Origin of the sequence: Cellulomonas dongxiuzhuiae (assembly GCF_018623035.1) — a bacterium.
Taxonomy (GTDB): Bacteria; Actinomycetota; Actinomycetes; order Actinomycetales; family Cellulomonadaceae; genus Cellulomonas; species Cellulomonas dongxiuzhuiae.
On sequence record NZ_CP076023.1, the window covers coordinates 3,324,884 to 3,344,971 of the forward strand.

At 74.2% G+C, this 20,088-nt stretch carries 15 protein-coding genes; 6 read left to right on the plus strand and 9 right to left on the minus strand.

All coding sequences use genetic code 11. The features are described 5' to 3' along the window. Entirely contained in the window at nt 1-2,301 is a 2,301-nt protein-coding gene (locus tag KKR89_RS15050) for an exo-beta-d-1,3/1,6-glucosidase (RefSeq protein WP_372438572.1), read from the minus strand. A 372-nt stretch (nt 2,302-2,673) separates the two neighbouring features. On the opposite strand from KKR89_RS15050, the gene KKR89_RS15055 reads away from it, so the two are divergent. Genes KKR89_RS15055 through KKR89_RS15065 form a run of 3 tightly spaced genes read left to right on the plus strand, consistent with a single transcriptional unit; the run spans nt 2,674 to nt 5,183 of the window. Continuing rightward, nucleotides 2,674-3,000 carry a hypothetical protein gene (locus tag KKR89_RS15055; protein ID WP_208196153.1) on the plus strand — a complete coding sequence of 109 codons (327 nt, stop codon included), beginning with the start codon at nt 2,674-2,676 and terminating at the stop codon, nt 2,998-3,000. Nucleotides 3,001-3,056: 56 nt separating this feature from the next. Next, the gene (locus KKR89_RS15060) at nt 3,057-3,455 is read left to right on the plus strand and encodes a VOC family protein (RefSeq protein WP_208196154.1); all 399 of its coding nucleotides are present in this window, start codon (nt 3,057-3,059) and stop codon (nt 3,453-3,455) included. Between the two features lie 33 nt (nt 3,456-3,488). After that, on the plus strand, nt 3,489-5,183 hold the full coding sequence (locus KKR89_RS15065; protein ID WP_208196155.1) for a bifunctional 3'-5' exonuclease/DNA polymerase: 1,695 nt from the start codon (nt 3,489-3,491) through the stop codon (nt 5,181-5,183). Nucleotides 5,184-5,315: 132 nt separating this feature from the next. On the opposite strand, the gene KKR89_RS15070 is transcribed toward KKR89_RS15065, so the two are convergent. Next, entirely contained in the window at nt 5,316-5,933 is a 618-nt protein-coding gene (locus tag KKR89_RS15070; RefSeq protein WP_208196156.1) for a sugar O-acetyltransferase, read from the minus strand. Nucleotides 5,934-6,038: 105 nt separating this feature from the next. Between KKR89_RS15070 and KKR89_RS15075 the strand changes: the two genes are divergently transcribed. Further along, complete coding sequence (locus tag KKR89_RS15075) at nt 6,039-7,208, plus strand: PrsW family intramembrane metalloprotease (protein WP_208196157.1); 1,170 nt, start codon at nt 6,039-6,041, stop codon at nt 7,206-7,208. Nucleotides 7,209-7,218: 10 nt separating this feature from the next. Here KKR89_RS15075 and KKR89_RS15080 read toward each other — a convergent pair whose 3' ends face one another. Next, nucleotides 7,219-7,959: a cupin domain-containing protein gene (locus tag KKR89_RS15080; protein WP_208196158.1), complete on the minus strand. Its 741-nt coding sequence runs from the start codon at nt 7,957-7,959 to the stop codon at nt 7,219-7,221. A 56-nt stretch (nt 7,960-8,015) separates the two neighbouring features. Next, nucleotides 8,016-8,690 (minus strand): TetR/AcrR family transcriptional regulator, encoded by a 675-nt coding sequence (locus tag KKR89_RS18410; protein WP_208286495.1) that lies wholly within the window; start codon nt 8,688-8,690, stop codon nt 8,016-8,018. A 148-nt stretch (nt 8,691-8,838) separates the two neighbouring features. Between KKR89_RS18410 and KKR89_RS15090 the strand changes: the two genes are divergently transcribed. Beyond that, entirely contained in the window at nt 8,839-11,586 is a 2,748-nt protein-coding gene (locus KKR89_RS15090; protein WP_208196159.1) for an MMPL family transporter, read from the plus strand. Nucleotides 11,587-11,606: 20 nt separating this feature from the next. Further along, a complete protein-coding gene (locus KKR89_RS15095; protein ID WP_208196160.1) occupies nt 11,607-13,742 on the plus strand; it encodes a YhgE/Pip family protein in 2,136 nt (711 codons plus the stop codon). Between the two features lie 118 nt (nt 13,743-13,860). On the opposite strand, the gene KKR89_RS15100 is transcribed toward KKR89_RS15095, so the two are convergent. From KKR89_RS15100 to KKR89_RS15120, 5 genes are all read right to left on the minus strand, one after another. Beyond that, nucleotides 13,861-14,910, minus strand: a complete 1,050-nt coding sequence (locus KKR89_RS15100) for an ABC transporter permease subunit (RefSeq protein WP_208196161.1) — start codon at nt 14,908-14,910, stop codon at nt 13,861-13,863. After that, on the minus strand, nt 14,907-16,025 hold the full coding sequence (locus KKR89_RS15105; protein ID WP_208196162.1) for an ABC transporter permease: 1,119 nt from the start codon (nt 16,023-16,025) through the stop codon (nt 14,907-14,909). The genes KKR89_RS15100 and KKR89_RS15105 overlap by 4 nt, the downstream gene beginning before the upstream one ends. Further along, entirely contained in the window at nt 16,022-17,608 is a 1,587-nt protein-coding gene (locus tag KKR89_RS15110) for a sugar ABC transporter ATP-binding protein (protein ID WP_208196163.1), read from the minus strand. The genes KKR89_RS15105 and KKR89_RS15110 overlap by 4 nt, the downstream gene beginning before the upstream one ends. Before the next feature lie 76 nt (nt 17,609-17,684). Then, nucleotides 17,685-18,677 (minus strand): ABC transporter substrate-binding protein, encoded by a 993-nt coding sequence (locus KKR89_RS15115; RefSeq protein WP_208196164.1) that lies wholly within the window; start codon nt 18,675-18,677, stop codon nt 17,685-17,687. A 254-nt stretch (nt 18,678-18,931) separates the two neighbouring features. Continuing rightward, nucleotides 18,932-20,002, minus strand: coding sequence for a LacI family DNA-binding transcriptional regulator (locus KKR89_RS15120; protein WP_251140913.1), 1,071 nt, complete (start codon nt 20,000-20,002; stop codon nt 18,932-18,934). Between the last annotated feature and the right edge of the window lie 86 nt (nt 20,003-20,088).

Genomic DNA, 20,088 nt, shown 5'->3' on the forward strand with positions numbered 1-20,088 from the left:
TCAGCCCGTGACCGTGAACCCCGCGCGCAGCAGGTCGCGGTCGCGCGACGAGCGGCCGACGAGCAGCTCGAACTCACCGGGCTCGACGATGCGCCGACCCTCGGCGTCGACGATCGTGCAGTCGGCGACGGGCAGCTCGACGTCGACGACGACGGACTCCCCCGGTGCGACGTCGACGTGGCGGTACGCCTTGAGCTCCTTGTCCGCCCACGTCAGCGACGTGACGAGGTCGCTGACGTAGACCTGGACGACCTCGTGGGACGGCCGCGTGCCCGTGTTGGTGACCGTGACCTGCGCCCGCACGACGTCGTCGCGGCCCAGGACGGGCGTCGCCACGGTGAGGTCCGTGTACTCGACGGTCGAGTACGACAGCCCCTCGCCGAACGCGAACGCCGGGTCCTGCGTGAGGTCCGCGTAGCGGGTGCCGTGCTGACCGCGCAGACCGTTGTAGTAGACGGGCTGCTGCCCCACGTGCCGCGCGAACGTCAGCGGCAGGCGCCCGGCGGGGTCGATCGTGCCGAGCAGCAGCTCGGCGATCGCGCGGCCACCACGCATGCCCGGGTTCGCGGCCCACACGATCGCGTCGGCGCCCAGTGCCGAGTCGGGCAGGACCAGCGGCTTCGACGCGACGAGGACGACGGTCATGGGCGTGCCGGTCGCGGCGAGCGCGTCGAGCAGGGCGACCTGCCCGCCGACGAGCTCGAGCGTGGCGGTCGAGCGCGTCTCGCCCATGAGCCCGATGGTGTCGCCGACGACCGCGACGACGTGGTCGGCCGCCTGCGCCGCGGCCACGGCCTCGGCGATCAACGCGGCGTCCGGCTCGGCCGCGTGCAGGATCGGCATGCGCGGCTGGCCGTCCGGGTAGAGCTCGCCCTCGGGGTCGGGCCCGAGCGTGCCGATCTCGGCTCCCTGCGCGTAGGTGAGCTCCCAGCTCTCGGGCAGCAGACCGGTCAGCCCGTCGAGGACCGTCTCGGTCATGTCGCGCGGGTGCCCCTCCTCGCGCATCCAGTCGACCTGCCCCGAGCGGCCGGCCCAGTCGCCGAGCTGGGCGTCGACGTCGTCGGCGTTGGGGCCGACGAGCGCGATGCGCAGCGGCGGCGGCACCGAGCCGTCGGGCGCGGTCGCGCGCCCGTCGAGCCCGGACTCCAGCCCTCCGCCCAGCGGCAGGACGCCCGAGTTGCGCAGCAGCACGAGCGAGCGCCGCGTGACGTGCAGGTTGATGTCCTGGTGGTCGTCGGAGCCGATGACCTCGGCCTGCCGGACCGGGTCGGGGCGACGCGGGTTCTCGAAGAGACCGAGCTCGAACTTGATCGTGAGGATGCGCGCGACGGCCGCGTCGAGCTGCGCCTCGTCGACCAGGCCGTTGGCGACGGCCTTCTGCGCACCGTCGAAGAAGCCGGGCGTCGTCATCACCATGTCGTTGCCCGCGTTCACCGCGTTCGCCGCCGCGTGCTCGTGGTCGGGGGCGATCTTCTGCTCCCAGACCATGCGACCGACGTTGTCCCAGTCGGTGATGAGCGTGCCGGTCCAGCCCCACTCGCCGCGCAGCACGTCCTGCAGGAGCCACTTGTTGACGACGATCGGCACGCCGTCGGTCGACTGGTACCCGATCATGAACGTCCGCGCGCCCTCGCGCGCCACGCGCTCGAACGGCGGCAGGAACCACGAGCGCAGCTTGCGCCGCGACAGGTCCGCCTCCGAGGCGTCACGCCCACCCTGGGTCTCGGAGTACCCGGCGAAGTGCTTCGCGCACGCGAGGATCGCCGTCGGGTCGTCCAGGCCGTCGCCCTGGTAGCCGCGGACCATCGCGGCGGCGAGCTCGCCGATGAGGAACGGGTCCTCGCCGAAGGTCTCGGTCACGCGCCCCCAGCGCAGGTCGCGCGTGATGCAGACCACGGGCGAGAACGTCCAGTGCAGGCCGGTGGCGGACACCTCGACGGCCGTCACGCGCGCCATGGCCTCGGCCGCGGCGGGGTCCCACGACGCGGCGACGCCGAGCTGCGTGGGGAAGATCGTCGCGCCGCGCCAGAACGAGTAGCCGTGGATCGCGTCGTCCGCGACGAGCAGCGGGATGCGCAGCCGGGAGCGCTCGACGGCGTCGAGCGCCTCGAGCACGCGCTGCGGCGAGGCGTGCAGGATCGAGCCCACGTGCTGCTCGAGGACGAGGTCCTCGACCCCCGGCTGGGCGTCGAGCTGCAGCATCTGGCCCACCTTCTCGGGCAGCGTCATGCGGCTCAGCAGGTCCGCCACGCGCTCCGGGATGGGGAGCGACGGGTCCTGGTACGGGGGGGTGTCCACCACGGGGTCCTCTACGACGTTCGGATCGTGCGACCGGCCGCACGACGCTAACGCAGGAGACGCGGCGCGCGGTAACCGTTCGACGATAGCCACCGGGGGGCGTCCCGGGCGGGCGGGTGGTGCGGGGCGGCACCGGAGCGGTGGGCCTCCCACGGCCGGCAGCGCGCCGCCGACGACGCGGCAAGCGCTTGCTTCCACGCCGGCCGGGCCTCCCCCGGGACGCGTCGTCGCACGTCACCCGATCGCACCGGTATCTCACCCCGCCCAGCACCCCCCTGTGTCAGCAGGCGCCGATAGCGTCCGGACCGACCCGGCCGGCCCGCGGTCGCCGGGCGCTGGACCCGGGCGTCGGGGGCGCGAGCAGCGGAGGACCACATGGGTGAGACGGGTGCCACACCGGTGCTGACGTCGGCGGACTGCGTGCTCGTGCGCACGTCGGCGACGGTCGCGAGCACGGTGCACCGTGAGGGCGCGCACCTCGTCGTGCACTTCCTGCAGCGGACCGGCGTGACCCGGTGGATGTGGCCGTGCGAGATCCTCGACGACGCCCTGCGCACGCCGGGCGTCGTCCACGGCGACGACGCGGTCGAGGTCGTCGTCGACCCCGAGACCGCGGACCTCGTCGTGACGCTGGACGGCGAGGACGGCAGCGCGCTGCTCGCCGTGCCGGGCGACGCCGTGCGGACGGCCCTCGCGCGCTGACGCGCGGGTGTCGGTGGCGGGTCGTAGCGTGACCGGCACCCGACCGAGGAGTCACGATGCCGCTGCGCTGGTACACCACCGTCGTCGAGTCCCGCGACCCCCACGCGCTCGCGCGCTGGTGGGCGGCCGCGCTCGGCTGGGACTACGTGCCGTTCGCCGAGGACGAGGCCGGCGTCCTGCCGCCGTGGGGTCGCGAGGCCGCAGCCTCGACGCCGTTCCACCGGATGCCGCCCGGGCTCTGCTTCGTCCAGGTCGACCACGACAAGACCGTGAAGAACCGGCTGCACCTGGACCTGGCACCGCACACCTCGGACGACCGGGACGCCGAGATCGCCCGGCTCCTGGACCTGGGGGCCACGCGCGTCGACGTCGGGCAGGGTCCCGACGTCTCGTGGGACGTCCTGGCCGACCCCGACGGGAACGAGTTCTGCGTGCTGTCCAGCCGCGACGGGTGACGCCGATGTCAGCGGGCCGCGCGAGGATGAACCGTGCCCGCCTCCGTCCTGCTCACCCGTGACACGCGCGCACGCACCGTCACCCTGACGTCGCTCGACGCCGCCGCCGCACGGCAGGACGTGCGCGTCGTCGACGACGACGCGCTCGCGGACGCGGTCGCGCAGCTCGAGGCCGCCGACCACCCGCGCTGGGTCTGGGACGACACGCGCCGCTGGTACCCCTCCCTGCTCGCCGCGGGCGTGCGCGTCGAGCGCTGCCACGACCTGCGGCTGTGCCAGACGATCCTGCGGCACGCGGCGTCCGCCGCCGGGTCACGCCTGCAGTCGGCTCCCGCGGGCCCCCTCGACGCCCCGCCGCCGGACGTCCCGGTGGTGCGCGAGCCCGACCTGTTCGACGCGCTGCGCGACACCTCGCCCTCGTCCGACCGGGCCGACCCCGGCGACGCGACGCCCGACGACCTGCTCGCCGCGCTGCGCGACCAGCTCGACGCCGTCGCCGGGTCGACGCAGCCCGGACGGCTGCGGCTGCTGCTCGCGGCCGAGTCCGGCGGCGCGCTGCTCGCTGCCGAGATGCAGCACGACGGCCTGCCCTGGGACCCCGTGCGGCACGACGAGCTGATCACCGCGCTCGTCGGGCCGCGACCGGTGGGCGGCGGGCGGCCGCGCCGCCTCGAGGAGCTCGTCGGCACGATCCGCGACCTGCTGAGCGACCCCCGCCTCAACCCCGACTCCCAGCCGCACCTGCTCGCCGCGCTGCGGCGCCAGGGCTTCTCGCTCGGGTCCACGAGCAAGTGGGAGATCCGTGAGCTCGACCACCCCGTGGTCGAGCCGCTGCTGGAGTACAAGCGGCTGTCCCGGCTGCTGAGCGCGAACGGCTGGGCGTGGCTCGACACGTGGGTGCACGACGGACGGTTCCGTCCCACGTACGTGGTCGGCGGCGTCGTCACGGGACGCTGGGCGACCGACGGCGGCGGCGCGCTGCAGCTCCCCGCCTCCCTGCGCGGCGCCGCGCGCGCCGACCCGGGCTGGCGGCTCGTGGTCGCCGACGCCGCCCAGCTCGAGCCGCGGGTCCTGGCCGCGATCTCCGGGGACCGCGCGATGGCGGAGGCCGCGCGCGGGTCCGACCTCTACCAGCGGATCGCCGACGCCGGCACGGTCCCCACCCGCAAGGACGCCAAGTACGCGCTGCTCGGTGCGATCTACGGCGCGACCACGGGCACCGCGGGCATGCTCATGCCCCGGCTGACCCGCGCGTACCCGCAGGCGGTCGCGCTCGTGGAGGCGGCGGCGCGCGCGGGCGAGCGCGGCGAGCCGGTCTCGACCTGGCTGGGCCGCACGTCACCGCCCGGGAGCGCGGCGTTCCTCGACCGCCTCGGCGCCGCGGGGGCGGAGGGCGCCGACCCCGACGACGTACGCGACGCCCGCCGGCGCGCGCGCGACCGCGGCCGGTTCACCCGCAACTTCGTCGTCCAGGGCACGGCGGCCGAGTGGGCGCTGTGCTGGCTCGCGTCCCTGCGGCGCCGGCTGCGCGGCATCGGCGACGGCCGCGCGCACCTGGTGTTCTTCCTGCACGACGAGGTCGTCGTGCACTCCCCTGCGGCCGACGCGGACGAGGTCGCGCGCGCCGTGCGGGACGCCGCCGACGAGGCGGGCCGGCTGCTGTTCGGGTCGGCGCCCGTGGAGTTCGCGCTCGACCTGGCGGTCGTGGACTCGTACGCGGACGCGTGAGGCGCGCGCCTCGCCCGTGCCCAGCGGGTGGTGCCGCGGGGACCCACCTCCGATGCCCGCACACCCTCGACCTCGCGGACGCACCGTGCTGCTCGCCGCCGACGCCCCGGCGGCGGCCGGGCGCGCGACCGGTCAGGCCAGCGTGCCGGGCGACCGGTAGGTGAACTCGCGGTCCGCGTCGGTGATGGGCCGCAGGACGCGTGCCGGCACGCCGCCGACGACGACGCCGGGCGGCACGTCCTTCGTCACGACGCTGCCGGCCCCGACGATCGAGCCGGCGCCGACCCGCACACCGGGCAGCAGCACCACGTGCGCACCGATCCACACGTCGTCCTCGACGGTCACGGGCGCCGAGAACTGGGACATGCCGGAGCGCAGCTCGGGGTGCACGGGGTGCCCCGTGACGCTGATCGTGACGTTGGGGGCGATCATCACGCGCGACCCGATGGTGACCTCGACGTCGTCGACCAGCGTGAACCCCACGTTGACGAACACGTCGTCACCGAACGAGACGTTGTAGCCGTACGACACCTGCAGCGGCGCCTCGATCCACACGCGCTCGCCCATGGCACCGAACAGCTCGCGCAGGATCGCCTGGCGCCCCGGGACGTCCGTCGGGTTCATCAGGTTGAAGCGCCACGTGAGCTCCTTGGCGCGCTGACGCTCCGCGACGAGCGCCTCCAGGCCGGGGCCCTCGTCGTCGTACAGCTCCTGCGCCCGCATCCTGCGGCGGACCTCGCGCTCGTCCATGCGTCCCCTCGTCTCGTCCGGCCGGCGGCCGGTCCGGGCCACCCTACGGTCGGGCACGGCAGCGCGCCGGGACGTGCGTCCCGCTCGCGGCCCTAGGGTGGCGGCGTGAGCAGCCACGAGCCCGCCCCGCCCGCCACCGCCGTGGACGTCGTCCCCGCGCAGTGGGTCCCCGACCGGCGCCGGACCCCCGCACGCGACGTCCTGGCGATCGTCGCCGCCGCCCTCATCGCGGTGGCGGCGCTCGGCGCGGTCGCGCTGGTGCTCGTGCAGGTCGGCGTCGGCGCGGGCGTCGTCGGCACCCTGCTGGCCGTCGTGCCGCTGACCGCGGTGCTGCTGGGCGTGCGCTGGCTCGACCGCTGGGAGCCCGAGCCGCGCGGCGCCCTGCTCTTCGGGCTCCTGTGGGGCGCGGGCGTCGCGGTCCTGGTCTCCCTCGTCGCCAACGAGCTGACGATGCTCGCGGTCGCGCAGGTGACCGGGGACCTCGACGCGGGGGTGCTCGCCGCCATGCTGGTGTCGGCCCCCGTCGTCGAGGAGCTCGCCAAGGCCGCGGGCGTGCTCGCGCTGTTCCTCGCCCGGCGCCGCTACTTCGACGGCGTCGTCGACGGGATCGTCTACGCGGGGGTCGTCGCGGCGGGCTTCGCGTTCACCGAGAACATCCTGTACTTCGGCCAGGCGGGCCCCACGCTGGCCGAGACGTTCGTGCTCCGCGGGCTCGCGACGCCGTTCGCGCACCTGCTGTTCACGGCGTGCACCGGCGCCGCCCTGGGGCTGGCCGCCCGGTCCCGCCACCGGCACGCCGCCTGGTGGCTGCTGCCGCTGGGGCTCCTCATCGCCATGGCGGGGCACGCGGCGTGGAACGCGACCAGCGTGTTCGCGGGCGACGCCTACCTCGCGGTGTTCGCGGTCGTGCAGGTGCCCCTCTTCGCGGGCGTCGTCGGCCTGGCGTTCTGGCTGCGCCGCCAGGAGTGCGCGGTGATCCGCCACCGCCTGTCGGAGTACGCCGGCGCCGGCTGGTTCGCCCCGCACGAGATCGACATGCTGACGTCGCTGCGACGCCGCACGACGGCGGTCGGGTGGGCGACGCGCGCCGGCGGCAAGGACGCGGGCGCGGCGATGCGCCGGTTCCAGCGTGACGCGACGACCCTCGCGTTCCGCCGGCAGCTCGCCGCGACGGGCCGCACGGACCTGCGGCAGCACGCCGTGTCCGAGCGCGACCTCCTCGTCGCCGTCACCGCGGACCGCCACCTGGTCCTGGCGGCGGCCGCCGGGCGCTGACGACGGCGGCTCAGCCCAGGTCCCACGTCTCCAGGCGGCCGCACATGCCGTACCGGCGAGGCGCGGGGACCGACTCGAGGCGCTCCGCACGCCCGGCCCGCAGGTGCGGGGCGGACCCGCGCATGAGGCCCTCGAGCACGCCGGCGGTGGCGTCGGTCTCGGCGAACGCCGTCCGCCCCCACAGGTCCTGCCAGCGTGGGACCGACGGCCGCACGAGCCGGACGGCGGCCTCGTGGAACGGCTGCAGCGCGGCGCGCGCGCCGGCCCGCTCGACCGCCTCCCGCAGCTGGTTGTAGCCCACGAGCGCGAGGTCGCGGCGCGCGCGGACGGCGGCGGCGACCTGCTCGTCTGTGACGTCGGCGTGCGCCCCGCCGACGGGCAGCGAGGCGACGTCCCGGTACGTCGCGACATCCGTCAACGCCGCCGGAGGGAACGTCATGACGGCGTCGCCCGCCTCGAGCAGGCCGGCGTTCGCCATGACGACGAGGACCTCCAGGTCGCCGTCGTTCACCACGCGGTGGACGACGCCGGGGTCGATCGTGACGACCACACCCGGGCGCAGCGCGTGCTCGGCGACACCCTCGGGGCCGAGCGTGTGGACCGCGCCCGTGCCGGACAGCACGACGTACGCCTCGCTCGAGGCGATGTGGACGTGCGGCGTCCCGCTCCCGGCACGTCCGACGCCGTCGGGTGCCGGCCAGTCGTAGACCCGCAACCGGCTGACGGACACTCCCCCGGGCAGGCTGGTCATGCGTCCAGCATGCCTGAGGGTCCCGGCGTCCCGCGGCACCCTCCCCGGGACGTCGCTCAGAGGGGGACCGTGAGCCGGTCGGCGACCGTGGGCAGCCACGTCGCCGCCTCCGCACGGGCGCGGGCCGCGGGCTGCGGGTCGCCCGAGAGGTCCGCTGCGTTCAGGTCGGCCAGGTAGCCCGCGGCGAGCACGCGCAGGACCTGCCGCGCGGGCAGGACGAGCCGGCGGCCGAGCGTGGGCATGAGGCGCTCGATCTCGTCCGCGACCTCGTCGGTCATCTCCCGGTCCAGGTCGTGGTGGTGGCGCGCGATCTCGGGCTGCCGCATCGCGAGCAGCGTGAGCTCGGCGCTGATGACGCGCCAGCGGCGGTCGTCGGAGATGCGCTCGAGCAGGATCTCGAGGAACCGGGCCATCGCGTCCACGTCGATGCCGGCGCCCTGCGCGCACTCGCCCTGCGCGACCGCGAGGGCGCTGCGCAGCTCGTGCAGGCGGCGCTGGTGCTCACGCGCGGCCAGCGCGAGGAGCAGGGCGTACTTGTTGTCGAAGTTCGAGTAGAACGCGCCGCGGGTGAAGCCGGCGCGCTCGCAGACGGCCTCGATCGACGTCGCGTCGACGCCCTCGTCGGCGAACAGGTCGAACGCGGCGTCGAGCAGGCGCTCGCGGGTGTGCCGGCGGCGGCGCGAGACGGTGGCGTCGGCGGCGCCGTCCACCGCGGTGCTGGTCTCGCTCATGCCGCCCACCCTTCCGTCGTCGCCCCAGCAGGAGCGTACCGCCGCTACCGATACAGGTCTGTATCGCATACAGTCACGTATCGATGCTGCGCCCGCGCGCGGCCGTCGGACGTCGCCGTCCTCCCCTCCACCGCCCTCGGGAGCACCTGTGTCCTCTGCGCTCTACCGCCTCGGCCGGGCCGCGTTCGCGCGCCGGCGCGCCGTCATCGGCGCCTGGTTGGCGCTCCTGGTCCTCGTCGGCGCCGGTGCGCTCCTGCTGGGCGGCAAGCTCGACAACTCCGTCACGATCCCGGGCACCGAGTCGCAGGCCGCGCTCGACCGGCTCGCGGCGACGTTCCCGCAGGCCGCCGGCACCACGGCGCAGGTGCTGGTCACCGGCGAGGACGGTGCGCAGGTCGACGACCCGGCGGTCGTCGCGGCCGTCGAGGACTCGATCGCGGCGTTCGGCGACGTCGAGGGCGTCACCTCGGCCGTCTCGCCCTTCGACACCGAGACCCCCGGGGCGTCGGCCGTCAGCGAGGACGGCGAGGCCGCGCTCGTCACCCTCTCGCTCGAGGGCGAGGGCGTGGCGATCGGCGCCGACGTCAAGGACGAGCTGCGCGGGCTCACCGACGACCTCGACACCGCCCTGCCCGACGGGTACGACGCGACGATCGGCGGCCAGCTCTTCTCGCAGGAGTTCCCCGGCCTGACCATCACCGAGGCGCTCGGTGTCGTCGTCGCCTTCGTCGTGCTGCTGCTCACGCTCGGCTCCTTCGCCGCCGCCGGCATGCCGCTGCTCAACGCGCTGCTGGGCGTCGGGCTGTCCACGCTGCTCGTGCTCGTGGCCGCCGCGTTCACGTCGGTCACCAGCACGACCCCGCTGCTGTCGCTCATGCTCGGGCTCGCCGTCGGCATCGACTACGCCCTGTTCATCGTGTCCCGGCACCGCGAGCTGCTGGCCACCGGCCTGCCGGCACAGGAGGCCGCGGCCCGCGCCAACGCCACCGCCGGCTCCGCGGTGATCTTCGCGGGTCTGACGGTCATGATCGCGCTGGTCGGGCTCGGGGTCGCCGGCATCCCCTTCCTCACGGTCATGGGCGTCGCCGGCGCGGTCGCCGTCGGCGTCGCCGTCCTGGTGTCCATCACCCTCGTCCCCGCGATGCTCGGGGTCGCCGGCGAGCGCCTGCGCCCGCGCCCGTCGCGCCGCGCCCGTCGCGCGGCCGACGCGGCCGCGGCGGAGCCCACCACCGCCGGACCCGCCGGTGACTCCTGGGACGTCCCGCCGCACCACAACCGCTTCTTCGCCGGCTGGGTCCGGCTCGCCACGGCGCGGCCGTGGATCACGGTCGTCGTGACGGTCGGCGCGCTGCTCGCACTGGCCCTCCCGGCCCTGGACCTGCGGCTCGCGCTCCCCGACGCCGGCGTCTCGCCCACCGACTCCTCGCAGCGCGTCACGTACGACCGGATCAGCGAGCACTTCGGCCCCGGCGCCAACGGGCCGCTGGTGGTCACCGGCAGCATCGTGACCAGCGAGGACCCGCTGCAGCTCATGCAGGACGTCGCCGACGAGCTGCGGGAGCTGCCCGGCGTCGACGACGTCCCGCTGGCCACGCCGAACGAGTCGATCGACACCGGCATCGTCCAGGTCGTGCCGACGACGGGCCCCACCGACCCCGAGACGGCCGAGCTGGTCAACGCCATCCGCGAGCTGCGCCCGCACATCCTCGACGAGTACGGATTCGACCTGTCCGTCACGGGCTTCACCGCCGTCGGCATCGACGTGTCCGCCAAGCTCGGTGCGGCCCTGCTGCCCTTCGCGGTGTTCGTCGTCGGGCTCTCGCTCGTGCTGCTGACGATGGTGTTCCGCTCCGTCGCGGTGCCGCTCAAGGCGACCGTCGGCTACCTGCTGTCCGTGGCCGCCGCGTTCGGTGTCGTCACCAGCGTCTTCGAGCACGGCGTCGGCGCCGACCTGCTGCACGTCGCCAAGCTCGGGCCGGTCATCTCGTTCATGCCCATCGTGCTCATGGGCGTGCTCTTCGGCCTCGCGATGGACTACGAGGTCTTCCTCGTGTCCCGCATCCGCGAGGACTACGTGCACTCCGGCGACGCCCGTGCGTCCATCCGCACCGGCTTCGTCGGGTCGGCCAAGGTCGTCACCGCGGCGGCGATCATCATGGTCGCGGTGTTCTTCGCGTTCGTCCCCGAGGGGGACATCAACATCAAACCCATCGCGCTCGGCCTGGCCGTGGGGGTCGCGGTCGACGCGTTCGTCGTGCGCATGACGCTCGTGCCCGCCGTGATGCAGATCCTCGGCGACCGCGCCTGGTGGATGCCGCGCAGCCTCGACCGCGTGCTGCCGTCGTTCGACGTGGAGGGCGAGGCGCTGCACCGCGAGCTCGGGCTCGCGACGTGGCCGGGCGACCCGGACGTCGTCGTCGCCGCACGCGACCTGCGCCTCGCGGCGGCCGACCGCACCGACGTCGTCCACCTGGCCGTGCGCCGCGGCGACGCGCTCGTCGTGCACGCCGACGAGCCCGCCCGCGTGGCGGCGCTGCTCCTGACCGTCGCCGGACGCCTCACGCCCGCCGGCGGTGACCTCAAGGTCGCCGGCCACCTCCTGCCGGTGCGCGCCGCGGCCGTGCGTCGCGCGGTCGGCTACGTCGACCTGCGGACGGAGGGCATCGACGCGCTCGACGCCGCGGTCGCCGAGCGTCCGACCGTCCTCGCGGTCGACCGCACGGACCTCGTCACCGACCCGCACGAGCGGGCCCACGCCGCCGCCGCCCTCGCGCGGGCAGCCGAGCAGGGCGCGACCCTGCTCCTCGGCGTCGTCGGCACCACGTCCGCCGACGACCTGCTCCCCGCCGGCACCCCCGTCACCACCCTCGCGCCGTCCACCGGCGTCCTCGCGTGAGCGCGCAGGAAGGAACCCCGATGTCCCGCACCTCGGTGACCCCACGACCCGTGAGGCGGTGGCCCGCCGTCGTCGTCGCGCTGGCCGCTCCGCTCGCCCTCGTCGTGATCCTGCTCGCCGCCTCCTGGGCGCCGGCCGACGGCCTCGCGCACGTCAAGGCCGCCGTGGTCAACCACGACGAGCCCGTGACGCTCGAGGGGCAGTACACGCCGCTCGGCCGCCAGCTCGCCGGTGCCCTCGTCGACGGCACCGAGGTCGACGCCAACTACGAGTGGGTCGTCACGGACGACGCCGACGCGGCCGCGGGGCTCGACGACGGCACGTACGCGGCCGTCGTCACGATCCCCGAGAACTTCTCCGCCGCGGCGACGTCGTTCGCGTCCGGCGACGACGTGCAGCAGGCGACGATCGAGATCACCTCGCCCCCGGGCGCCACCGCGGTCGACCAGGCGGTGGCCGCGACGGTCACCACCACCGCGACGCGCGTGCTCGGCTCGCAGCTGACCAGCACCTACGTCGAGAACGTGCTCGTCGGCTTCACGACGCTGGGCGAGCAGCTCGGTGAGGCGGCCGACGGCGCGACGCAGCTGGCCGAGGGCGTCGGGCAGCTCGCGCAGGGCACCGGGCAGCTCGCGACGGGCGCCGACGGCCTCGCGGACGGCGCCGGGCAGCTCGCCGGCGGCACGCGCGAGCTGCGCAGCGGGTCGTACGACCTGGCGACGGGGACGGCACAGCTCGCGGGCGGTGCCCGCACCCTCGCCGACGGTGCCGGCGCGCTCGCCGACGGCGCCGGGCAGTCCGCTGCCGGGGCCCGTGAGCTCGCGGACGGCCTGCGCCGGACCGCCGACGGCTCGACCGGCCTCGGGACGCTCGCGACGGCGGCCGGCGGGCTGGCCGGCGGGATCGAGGCGTCGCTCACGGAGCTGCGTGCCACGCTCCCGCTCGTCGAGGGCGGCCTCGCGCAGGCCGACGCCGCGGTGCAGGACCTGGGCTGCGAGGCCGACCCGACGACCGAGGGGTGCGTCGACGCGCTCGTGCAGCGGGCCGTCCTGACGAGCCAGCGCGCGACGCTGAACGAGCAGATCGCGGGCCTGAGCGAGCAGCTGGGCTACGTGCAGCAGATCGCGGGCGGGCTCGACCTCACGGTCAACGGCGTCCCGGGCGACGCGACCCAGCCCGGCCTCGTCGCCGGTCTGCAGCAGCTCGCCGGGGGTGCCGAGCAGCTCGCGGGCGGCATCGAGCAGCTCGCGGGCGGCACGTCCGACCTCGCGACCGGTGCGTCGACCCTCGCGGGTGGCGCCTCCCAGCTCGCGGGCGGGTCGTCCCAGCTCGCGGCGGGTGTCGCGCAGCTCGACGGCGGCGCGGCCCAGCTCGCCGACGGAAGCGCCCAGCTCGCCGACGGCGTCCGGCAGACGAGCGACGGTGCGACGCAGCTCGCCGACGGGACGGCGGAGCTCGGGACCGGGCTCGGCCAGGCCGTCGAGCAGCTGCCGACGACGCCCGAGGACCAGCGGGCGGACCTCGCGCAGGTCGTCACGGCACCGGTCGCGGCGCCCTCGGCCACGGTGTCCGCGCCGCTCGGCCTCGTCTCGACGCTCGTCGCCGTCGCCCTGTGGATCGGCGCGCTCGTGCTCTTCCTCGTGTTCCGGCCCCTGCCGGTGCGCGTCGCGGGGTCGACACGGTCGGCGTTCGCGCTGGTCGCCGGGTCCCTGGCCCTGCCCGCGGCGGTGTCGGCGGTCGCCGGTGCGGCCGTCGGTGCGGTCGCCGGTGCCATCACCGACCAGGGCGCCGGGCGCACGCTCGGGCTCGCGCTGGTCGGTGCGGTCGCGGCCGTCGCGCTCGCCGCGTTCCACCAGGCGGTCGCAGCCTGGTTCGGGACCGCCGGTCGCGTCGTCGCCGTGGTCGCGGGCTTCGCGTACCTCGTCGCCGGGCTGGCCGCCACGGTCCCCGCGTGGGTCGGCGGCTCGGTCGGGTGGCTGCCCCTGAGGGCCACGTCGGACGCGCTCGGTGCGGTCGTCGGCGAGACGCCGGCGTCCCTGCTCGGGGCCGTGGTGGCGCTCGCGCTGTGGGCCGTCGCGGGCCTCCTGGCGACGGTCGGCGCCGCCGCCCGCGCCCGCCAGGCCGTCGGCCCCCGCACGGTCGCCGCCTACGCCTGACCCCCCACCCACCCCATCCACCACGGCGAGAGAGCAATCCAGCTGCGCTCGGTGCGGGGTCCGCCCTGAGCTGGATCGCTCTCTCACCGGCTGGGGGTGGGGGTCCTGCGGGGGCGGGTCAGCGGCGGCGGACCGCCAGGACGCGCTGGAGGATGACGAACGCGAGCAGGACGACGCCGATGAAGACGCGGGTCCACCAGGAGTCCAGACCCTCGCGGGCGATGAGCACCTGGATGAGGCCGTAGACCAGCACGCCCGCGCCGGTACCGAGCACGAAGCCCACGCCGCCGGACAGCAGCGTGCCGCCGATGACGACCGCCGCGATCGCGTCGAGCTCCATGCCGATGCCCGTCAGGTTGAACCCGGACTTGGTGTAGAGCGCGAACAGGACACCCGCGATGCCGGCGCACGTGCCCGAGATGACGTACACCCAGACGCGCGTGCGGGCGGGGCGCAGGCCCATGAGGTTGACCGCCGCTCCCCCGTCGCCCGCGCCTAGCCCGTACACGGACCGACCGAACCGCGTGTAGTGCAGCACCAGGAACGCGATGAGCAGCACCGCCAGCGCGATGACCATGCTGGCGTTGATGCGCCACAGCTCGCGTCCCTCGCCGAACTTCAGGCTCCACGCGGCGAGCGCGGAGAACCCCGCGTCGTCGATCTTCAGGGAGTTGACGCTGATGACGTTGGCCAGGCCGCGGGCCAGGAACATCACGGCGAGCGACGCGATGAAGGGTTGGATGTCGAACATCTGCACCATCACGCCGATGAGCAGCCCGCACGACGTGCCGATGAGCACGCCGACGACGAGCACGACGGGCAGCGGCAGGCCGGCGGTGAACATCTCGGCGATCGACAGCCCGACGAGCGCCACGACGGCACCCACGGACAGGTCGATCCCGCCGGTGAGGATGACGAACGTCATGCCGACGGCGAGCACCAGCAGGTAGGAGTTGTCGACCAGCAGGTTCGACAGCAGCTTCATGCTGACGAAGTCGACGCGGTCGGTCGAGTACCGCTGCTGGCCCACGCCGAGCATGAGGGCGAGCGTCAGGAGCGTCCCGAGCACGGGCAGGAACCGTCGGTCGAGACCGCGCAGCGCGCGCCGCGCCCGGTGCACCACGCCGCCGCTCGTGCGCTCGGTGCGGACCATCTGGTCGGTGCTCATGCCGTCACCTCCGCGGCGCTCACGGGCTCGACCGGGGCGGCGGGGGTGTCGACGCGGTCGGCGCGCCGTCGGCGGCGCAGCATGGCGCGCAGCGTCGGCGACGCCGCGACGCACACCGCGATGAGCACGATGGCCTTGAACAGCGGCGTGGTCTGCGAGGGCAGCTGGAAGATGATGACCGCACGCTCGAGCGAGCTCAGCAGCATCGCGCCGACGAGCAGACCGCCGAGGTAGAACCGCCCGCCGTCGAGCTTGGTGCCCCCGAGCACGACGACCATGATCGCGTCGAGCTCCTTCATCAGGCCGATGTTGTTGGCGTCGGCGGCCATCGTCGGGGCGCCGTAGACGAGGCCGGCGAGGGCCGCGAGGACGCCCGCGATGACGTAGACGGTCCACGTGGTGCGCCGCGAGCGCACGCCCGCGAGGCGGCTGGCCTCGCGGTTGATGCCGATGGACTCGAGGAACATCCCGAGCGCGGTGCGCCGCACCACGAGGGCGACGACGACGAACGCGGCCACGGCGATGACGACGGGGGTCGGGACGCCGAGCACGAAGCCGGAGCCGATCGTCTTGAACGGCGGGCTCGTGACCGTGGTGATCTGCCCCTGCGTGATGAGCATCGCGATGCCGCGCCCGGCGACCATGAGGATCATGGTCGCGATGAACGGCTGGATGCCCAGCCCCGCGACCATCGCGCCGTTGAACGCGCCGCCGATGGCCCCCACGACCAGGCCCAGCAGGACGGCCGTCAGCACCGTGCCGACGTTCGACGGGTCCGCCGCGGTGTCGAGGTACGTGAGCGAGACGGCCAGGCCGATCGCCATGACGGCGCCCACCGACAGGTCGATGCCGCCGGTCGCGATGACCAGGCACATGCCGAGCGCCAGCAGCAGCGGCGTCGCGCTGTTGCGCAGCAGGTCGACGAGCTGACCGAACAGGTGGCCGTCGCGGACGGTCACGTCGAGGAAGCCGGGGCTCGCGACGCCGCACGCGAGCAGCAGCACGACGAGCGCGAGGACGGGCCAGAACAGCCCGTGCCGGGTGACCTCGTGCCAGACGGCGGTGGCGCGGGACGGCCCGGGCGACGGCGTCGCCGCCGGGGTGGTCGGTGTCATGCGTGGGCTCCGCTCTGGGGGACCGTCGCGGGGACGGTCGCGGCGATCGTCTCGAGGATCGTGGACGTCGTGACGTCGTCGGCGTTGACGAGGTCGTCGACCTTCTGGCGGTCCCGCATGACGACGAGCCGCTGGCTCAGGCGCAGGACCTCCTCGAGCTCGGAGGAGATGAAGACGACGGACATGCCGTCCTGGGCGAGCTCGGTGACGAGCTTCTGGATCTCGGCCTTGGCGCCGACGTCGATGCCGCGCGTCGGCTCGTCGAGGATGAGCAGGCGCGGCGCCGTGGCGAGCCACCGCGCGAGCAGCACCTTCTGCTGGTTGCCGCCCGACAGGTTGCGGATGAGCGAGTGCGGGTTGGCGGGCGTGATCTGCAGCGCCGTGATGTACCGCGCGACGATGTCGTCGAGCTGGCGGCGCGGGATGCGGCGCCACGTGCCGCGGCGCGCCTGGATCGCCAGCGCGATGTTCTCGCGGACCGTCAGGTCGCCGACGATCCCCTCCTTCTTGCGGTCCTCGGTGGAGTAGGCGATGCCGTGCGCGATCGCAGCGAGCGGGGACGTGAGCCGCGTGAGCGCGCTCTGGACGCGGACCTCGCCCGCGTCGGGGCGGTCCGCACCGGCGAGCAGCCGCGCCATCTCGGTCCGCCCCGAGCCGAGCAGGCCGGCGACGCCGAGGATCTCGCCCGCGTACAGGTTGACGTCGAACGGCTGGACGGACCCGTTCTTGCCCAGGCCCACCGCGGTGAGGAAGGGCGTCTCGCGCTCCGAGTGGATCGTGATGGTCGAGCGCGCCTTCTCCTCGATCCCGGCCAGCGCCTCGCCGGACCGGCCGATCATCGCGGCGATGAGCTCGCGGCGCGGCAGGTCCTCGATGCGGTGCTCACCGACGAACCGGCCGTTGCGCAGCACGGTGACGCGGTCGGCGACCTCGTAGATCTGGTCGAGGAAGTGCGAGACGAACAGCACGGCGACGCCGTCGTCCTTGAGCCGGCGCACGACCCGGAACAGCTCGGCGACCTCGGCGTTGTCGAGGCTGGACGTCGGCTCGTCGAGGATGAGCACCTTGGCGTCGACGACGAGCGCCCGGGCGATCGCGCACAGCTGCTGCACCGCGATGGTGTGCGACGACAGCATCGAGCGCGGGTCGATGTCGAGGTTGAGGCGCGCGAGGAAGTCGGCGGCGCGGCGGCGCGTGGTGCGCCAGTCGATGAACGGTCCGCGACGCGACTCGTGGCCGAGCATGACGTTCTCGGCCACCGTGAGGTTCGCGCAGAGGTTGACCTCCTGGTAGACGGTCGAGATGCCGGCGGCCTGCGCCTGGCTGGGCCCGTCGAACCGCAGGTCCTGACCGTCGACCGCGATGCGGCCGGAGTCGGTGGAGTAGACACCGGTGAGCGCCTTGATCAGGGTCGACTTGCCGGCGCCGTTCTCGCCCATGAGGGCGTGGACCTCACCGGGGAACAGCCGGAAGTCGACGTCGTCGAGGGCCCTGACGCCGGGGAAGGCGATCGAGATGCCCGTCATCTGCACGACGGGCGCGGCCGGCGCGGGGGCGGGACCGGCGGGGGGTGCTGCGGACATCGGTGTCCTCTCCTGCTCGACGGGCGTCCCGGGCGCACCGGCTGGGGGCCGGCGCGCCCGGGACGTCGCTCGCACGTCAGTACGCGCGGGCGTCCACGTCGGCCTGCGTGATCGTCTGGTCGAACGCCTCGTCGATCACGATGGTCTCCTTGGGCACGTCCTCGCCGTCGGCGACCTTCGTGATGAGCTCGGCGAGCTGGTCGCCGAACACGGGGTTGCACTCGACGACGTAGTTGAACTTCTTGTCGACGAGCGCCTGCAGCCCGTCGCGCACGCCGTCGACGGACACGATCTGGATGTCCTTGCCGGGCACCTTGCCCGCGGCCTCGATGGCCTCGATGGCGCCCAGGCCCATGTCGTCGTTGTGCGTGAAGATCATCGTCATGTCGGGGTACGCCTGCAGCGCGGCCTCGACGGCCGTCTTGCCCTCGGCACGCGTGAAGTTGCCCGACGCCTTGCCGATGATCTGCTCGCCGACGACCTCGCCGAAGCCCTCCTCGCGGTCGACCTGGGCACCGGAGCCGAGCGTGCCCTGCAGCTCGAAGATCTTGGCGTCGGGAGCGTTCTCGGCCACCCACTCGCCGGCGGTCGTGCCCTCGGCCTTGAAGTCGGCACCGATCCAGGTGACGAACGGGTCGTCGACCGTGGTGTCGACGGTGCGGTCGACGAGCACGACGGGGATGCCCGAGTCCTTGATCTCCTGGAGCACCTCGTCCCACCCCGTCTCGATGACCGGCGAGAACGCGATGACGTCGACGTCCTGGGCGACGAAGTCGCGCAGCGCCTTGATCTGGTTCTCCTGCTTCTGCTGCGCGTCGACGAACGTCAGGTCGAAGCCGTTCTCCTCGGAGAGGCTCTCCTTGACGGACTCGGTGTTGGCGGTGCGCCAGCCGGACTCGGCACCGAGCTGCGAGAAGCCGACGCGGATGAGGTCGCTGCCGCCCTCGTCCCCGCCGTCCCCGCCGTCACCCGCCGTGTCCGAACCGCCGCCACAGGCCGCCAGGGCCAGGACCGTGAACGTCGCCACGACACCGGCGAGACCGGTGCGTGCGCGGTTGATGCCCTTCATGCAACTCCTCCTCGAGCAGCTCAGCCGACCTCTTCGTCGACCCTTCCAGGGATGCGTGACGGGATGAGTGTGAACGTTCTCAAGGGGGGACGTCAACGGACAGAGGTTGCGTTTCGGTCACGAGCGTCGCCGCAGGCCAGGGGCCAGAAAACAGCGAGAACCACCCGTCCGTGTGAGCGATCACATCCGGACGGGGCCCTCACCTGCGCCGATGCTCCTGCCGCTCGCGTGGACGTCCCTCCTCTCCCCGAGCCTCAGAGCACCACCCGCGACGGGTGGCGCGGCGGCGCCGTGCTCTCGCGGACCAGCAGCCGCGGCGAGACCGACACCGACGACGACGTGGCCACACCGTCCCGCGCGTCGAGCAGCAGCTCGACGCAGCGGTAGCCCAGCTCCTCGAGCTCCTGCGCGACCGTCGTCAGCGGGGGGACGAAGTGCGCCGAGCCGTCGCCGTCGTCGTACCCGACCACCGACACGTCGTCCGGCACCTTGAGCCGCGCGTCCGCGAGCGCGTGCATCATGCCGAGCGCCAGCAGGTCGTTGGCCGCGAAGATCGCGGTCGGCAGGGACGAGCGCCGGCGCCGCACGCGCGCCACGAGCTCCTGGCCCGCGAGGTAGCCGACCTCGGCGCTCCAGTCGTCGGCCCACAGCGTCCGCGGCGCGAGCCCGGCGGCCGCCATCGTCTCGCGGAAGCCGACCGCGCGGGCACGCGCGTCGACCCACGGCGCCGGGCCCGCCAGGTGCAGCACGTCGCGGTGCCCCAGGTCCAGCAGGTGCCGCGTCGCGACCTTCGCGCCCGCCTCCTGGTCGATCGCGACCGCCAGCCCGTGCTCGCCGCCCGTGCGCCCCGCGACGACCACCGGCACCTGCGTCGTCGACTCGAGCACCGCCGCGGCGGCCTCGTCGTGCGACGCGATGACCACGATCCCGTCGACACCCTGGTCCAGCAGGTGCTCGATGGCCGACGTGACCTCGTCCTTGTGCTGCAGGTCGACGGTCGCGAGGGACACGAACAGCCCCTTGGCGCGCGCGGCCTGCTCGATCGACACGAGCGTGCGCGTCGGGCCGAACAGGTGCGAGCCGGACGAGACGACCCCGAAGACGCCCGTGCGCCGCGTCTTGAGCGCGCGCGCCGCGATGTTGCGCCGGTACCCGAGCTGCTGCATGGCGTCGAGCACCCGCTCGCGCGTGTCCGTGGCGACGTTGGGGTGGTTGTTGATGACCCGGGAGACCGTCTGGTACGACACGCCCGCCACCGTGGCCACGTCCGTGATGGCAGGGGGCCGCGGACGGGCGTTCGCGGGCGACAGGGGCGGCGTGCTCACCCGCCCAGCCTCGCACGTCCGACCTACCGTGGGAGCGGGTCCCGCGCACGCGTCTCATCACGAGCGCGCACGAGAACCCCGAGAGG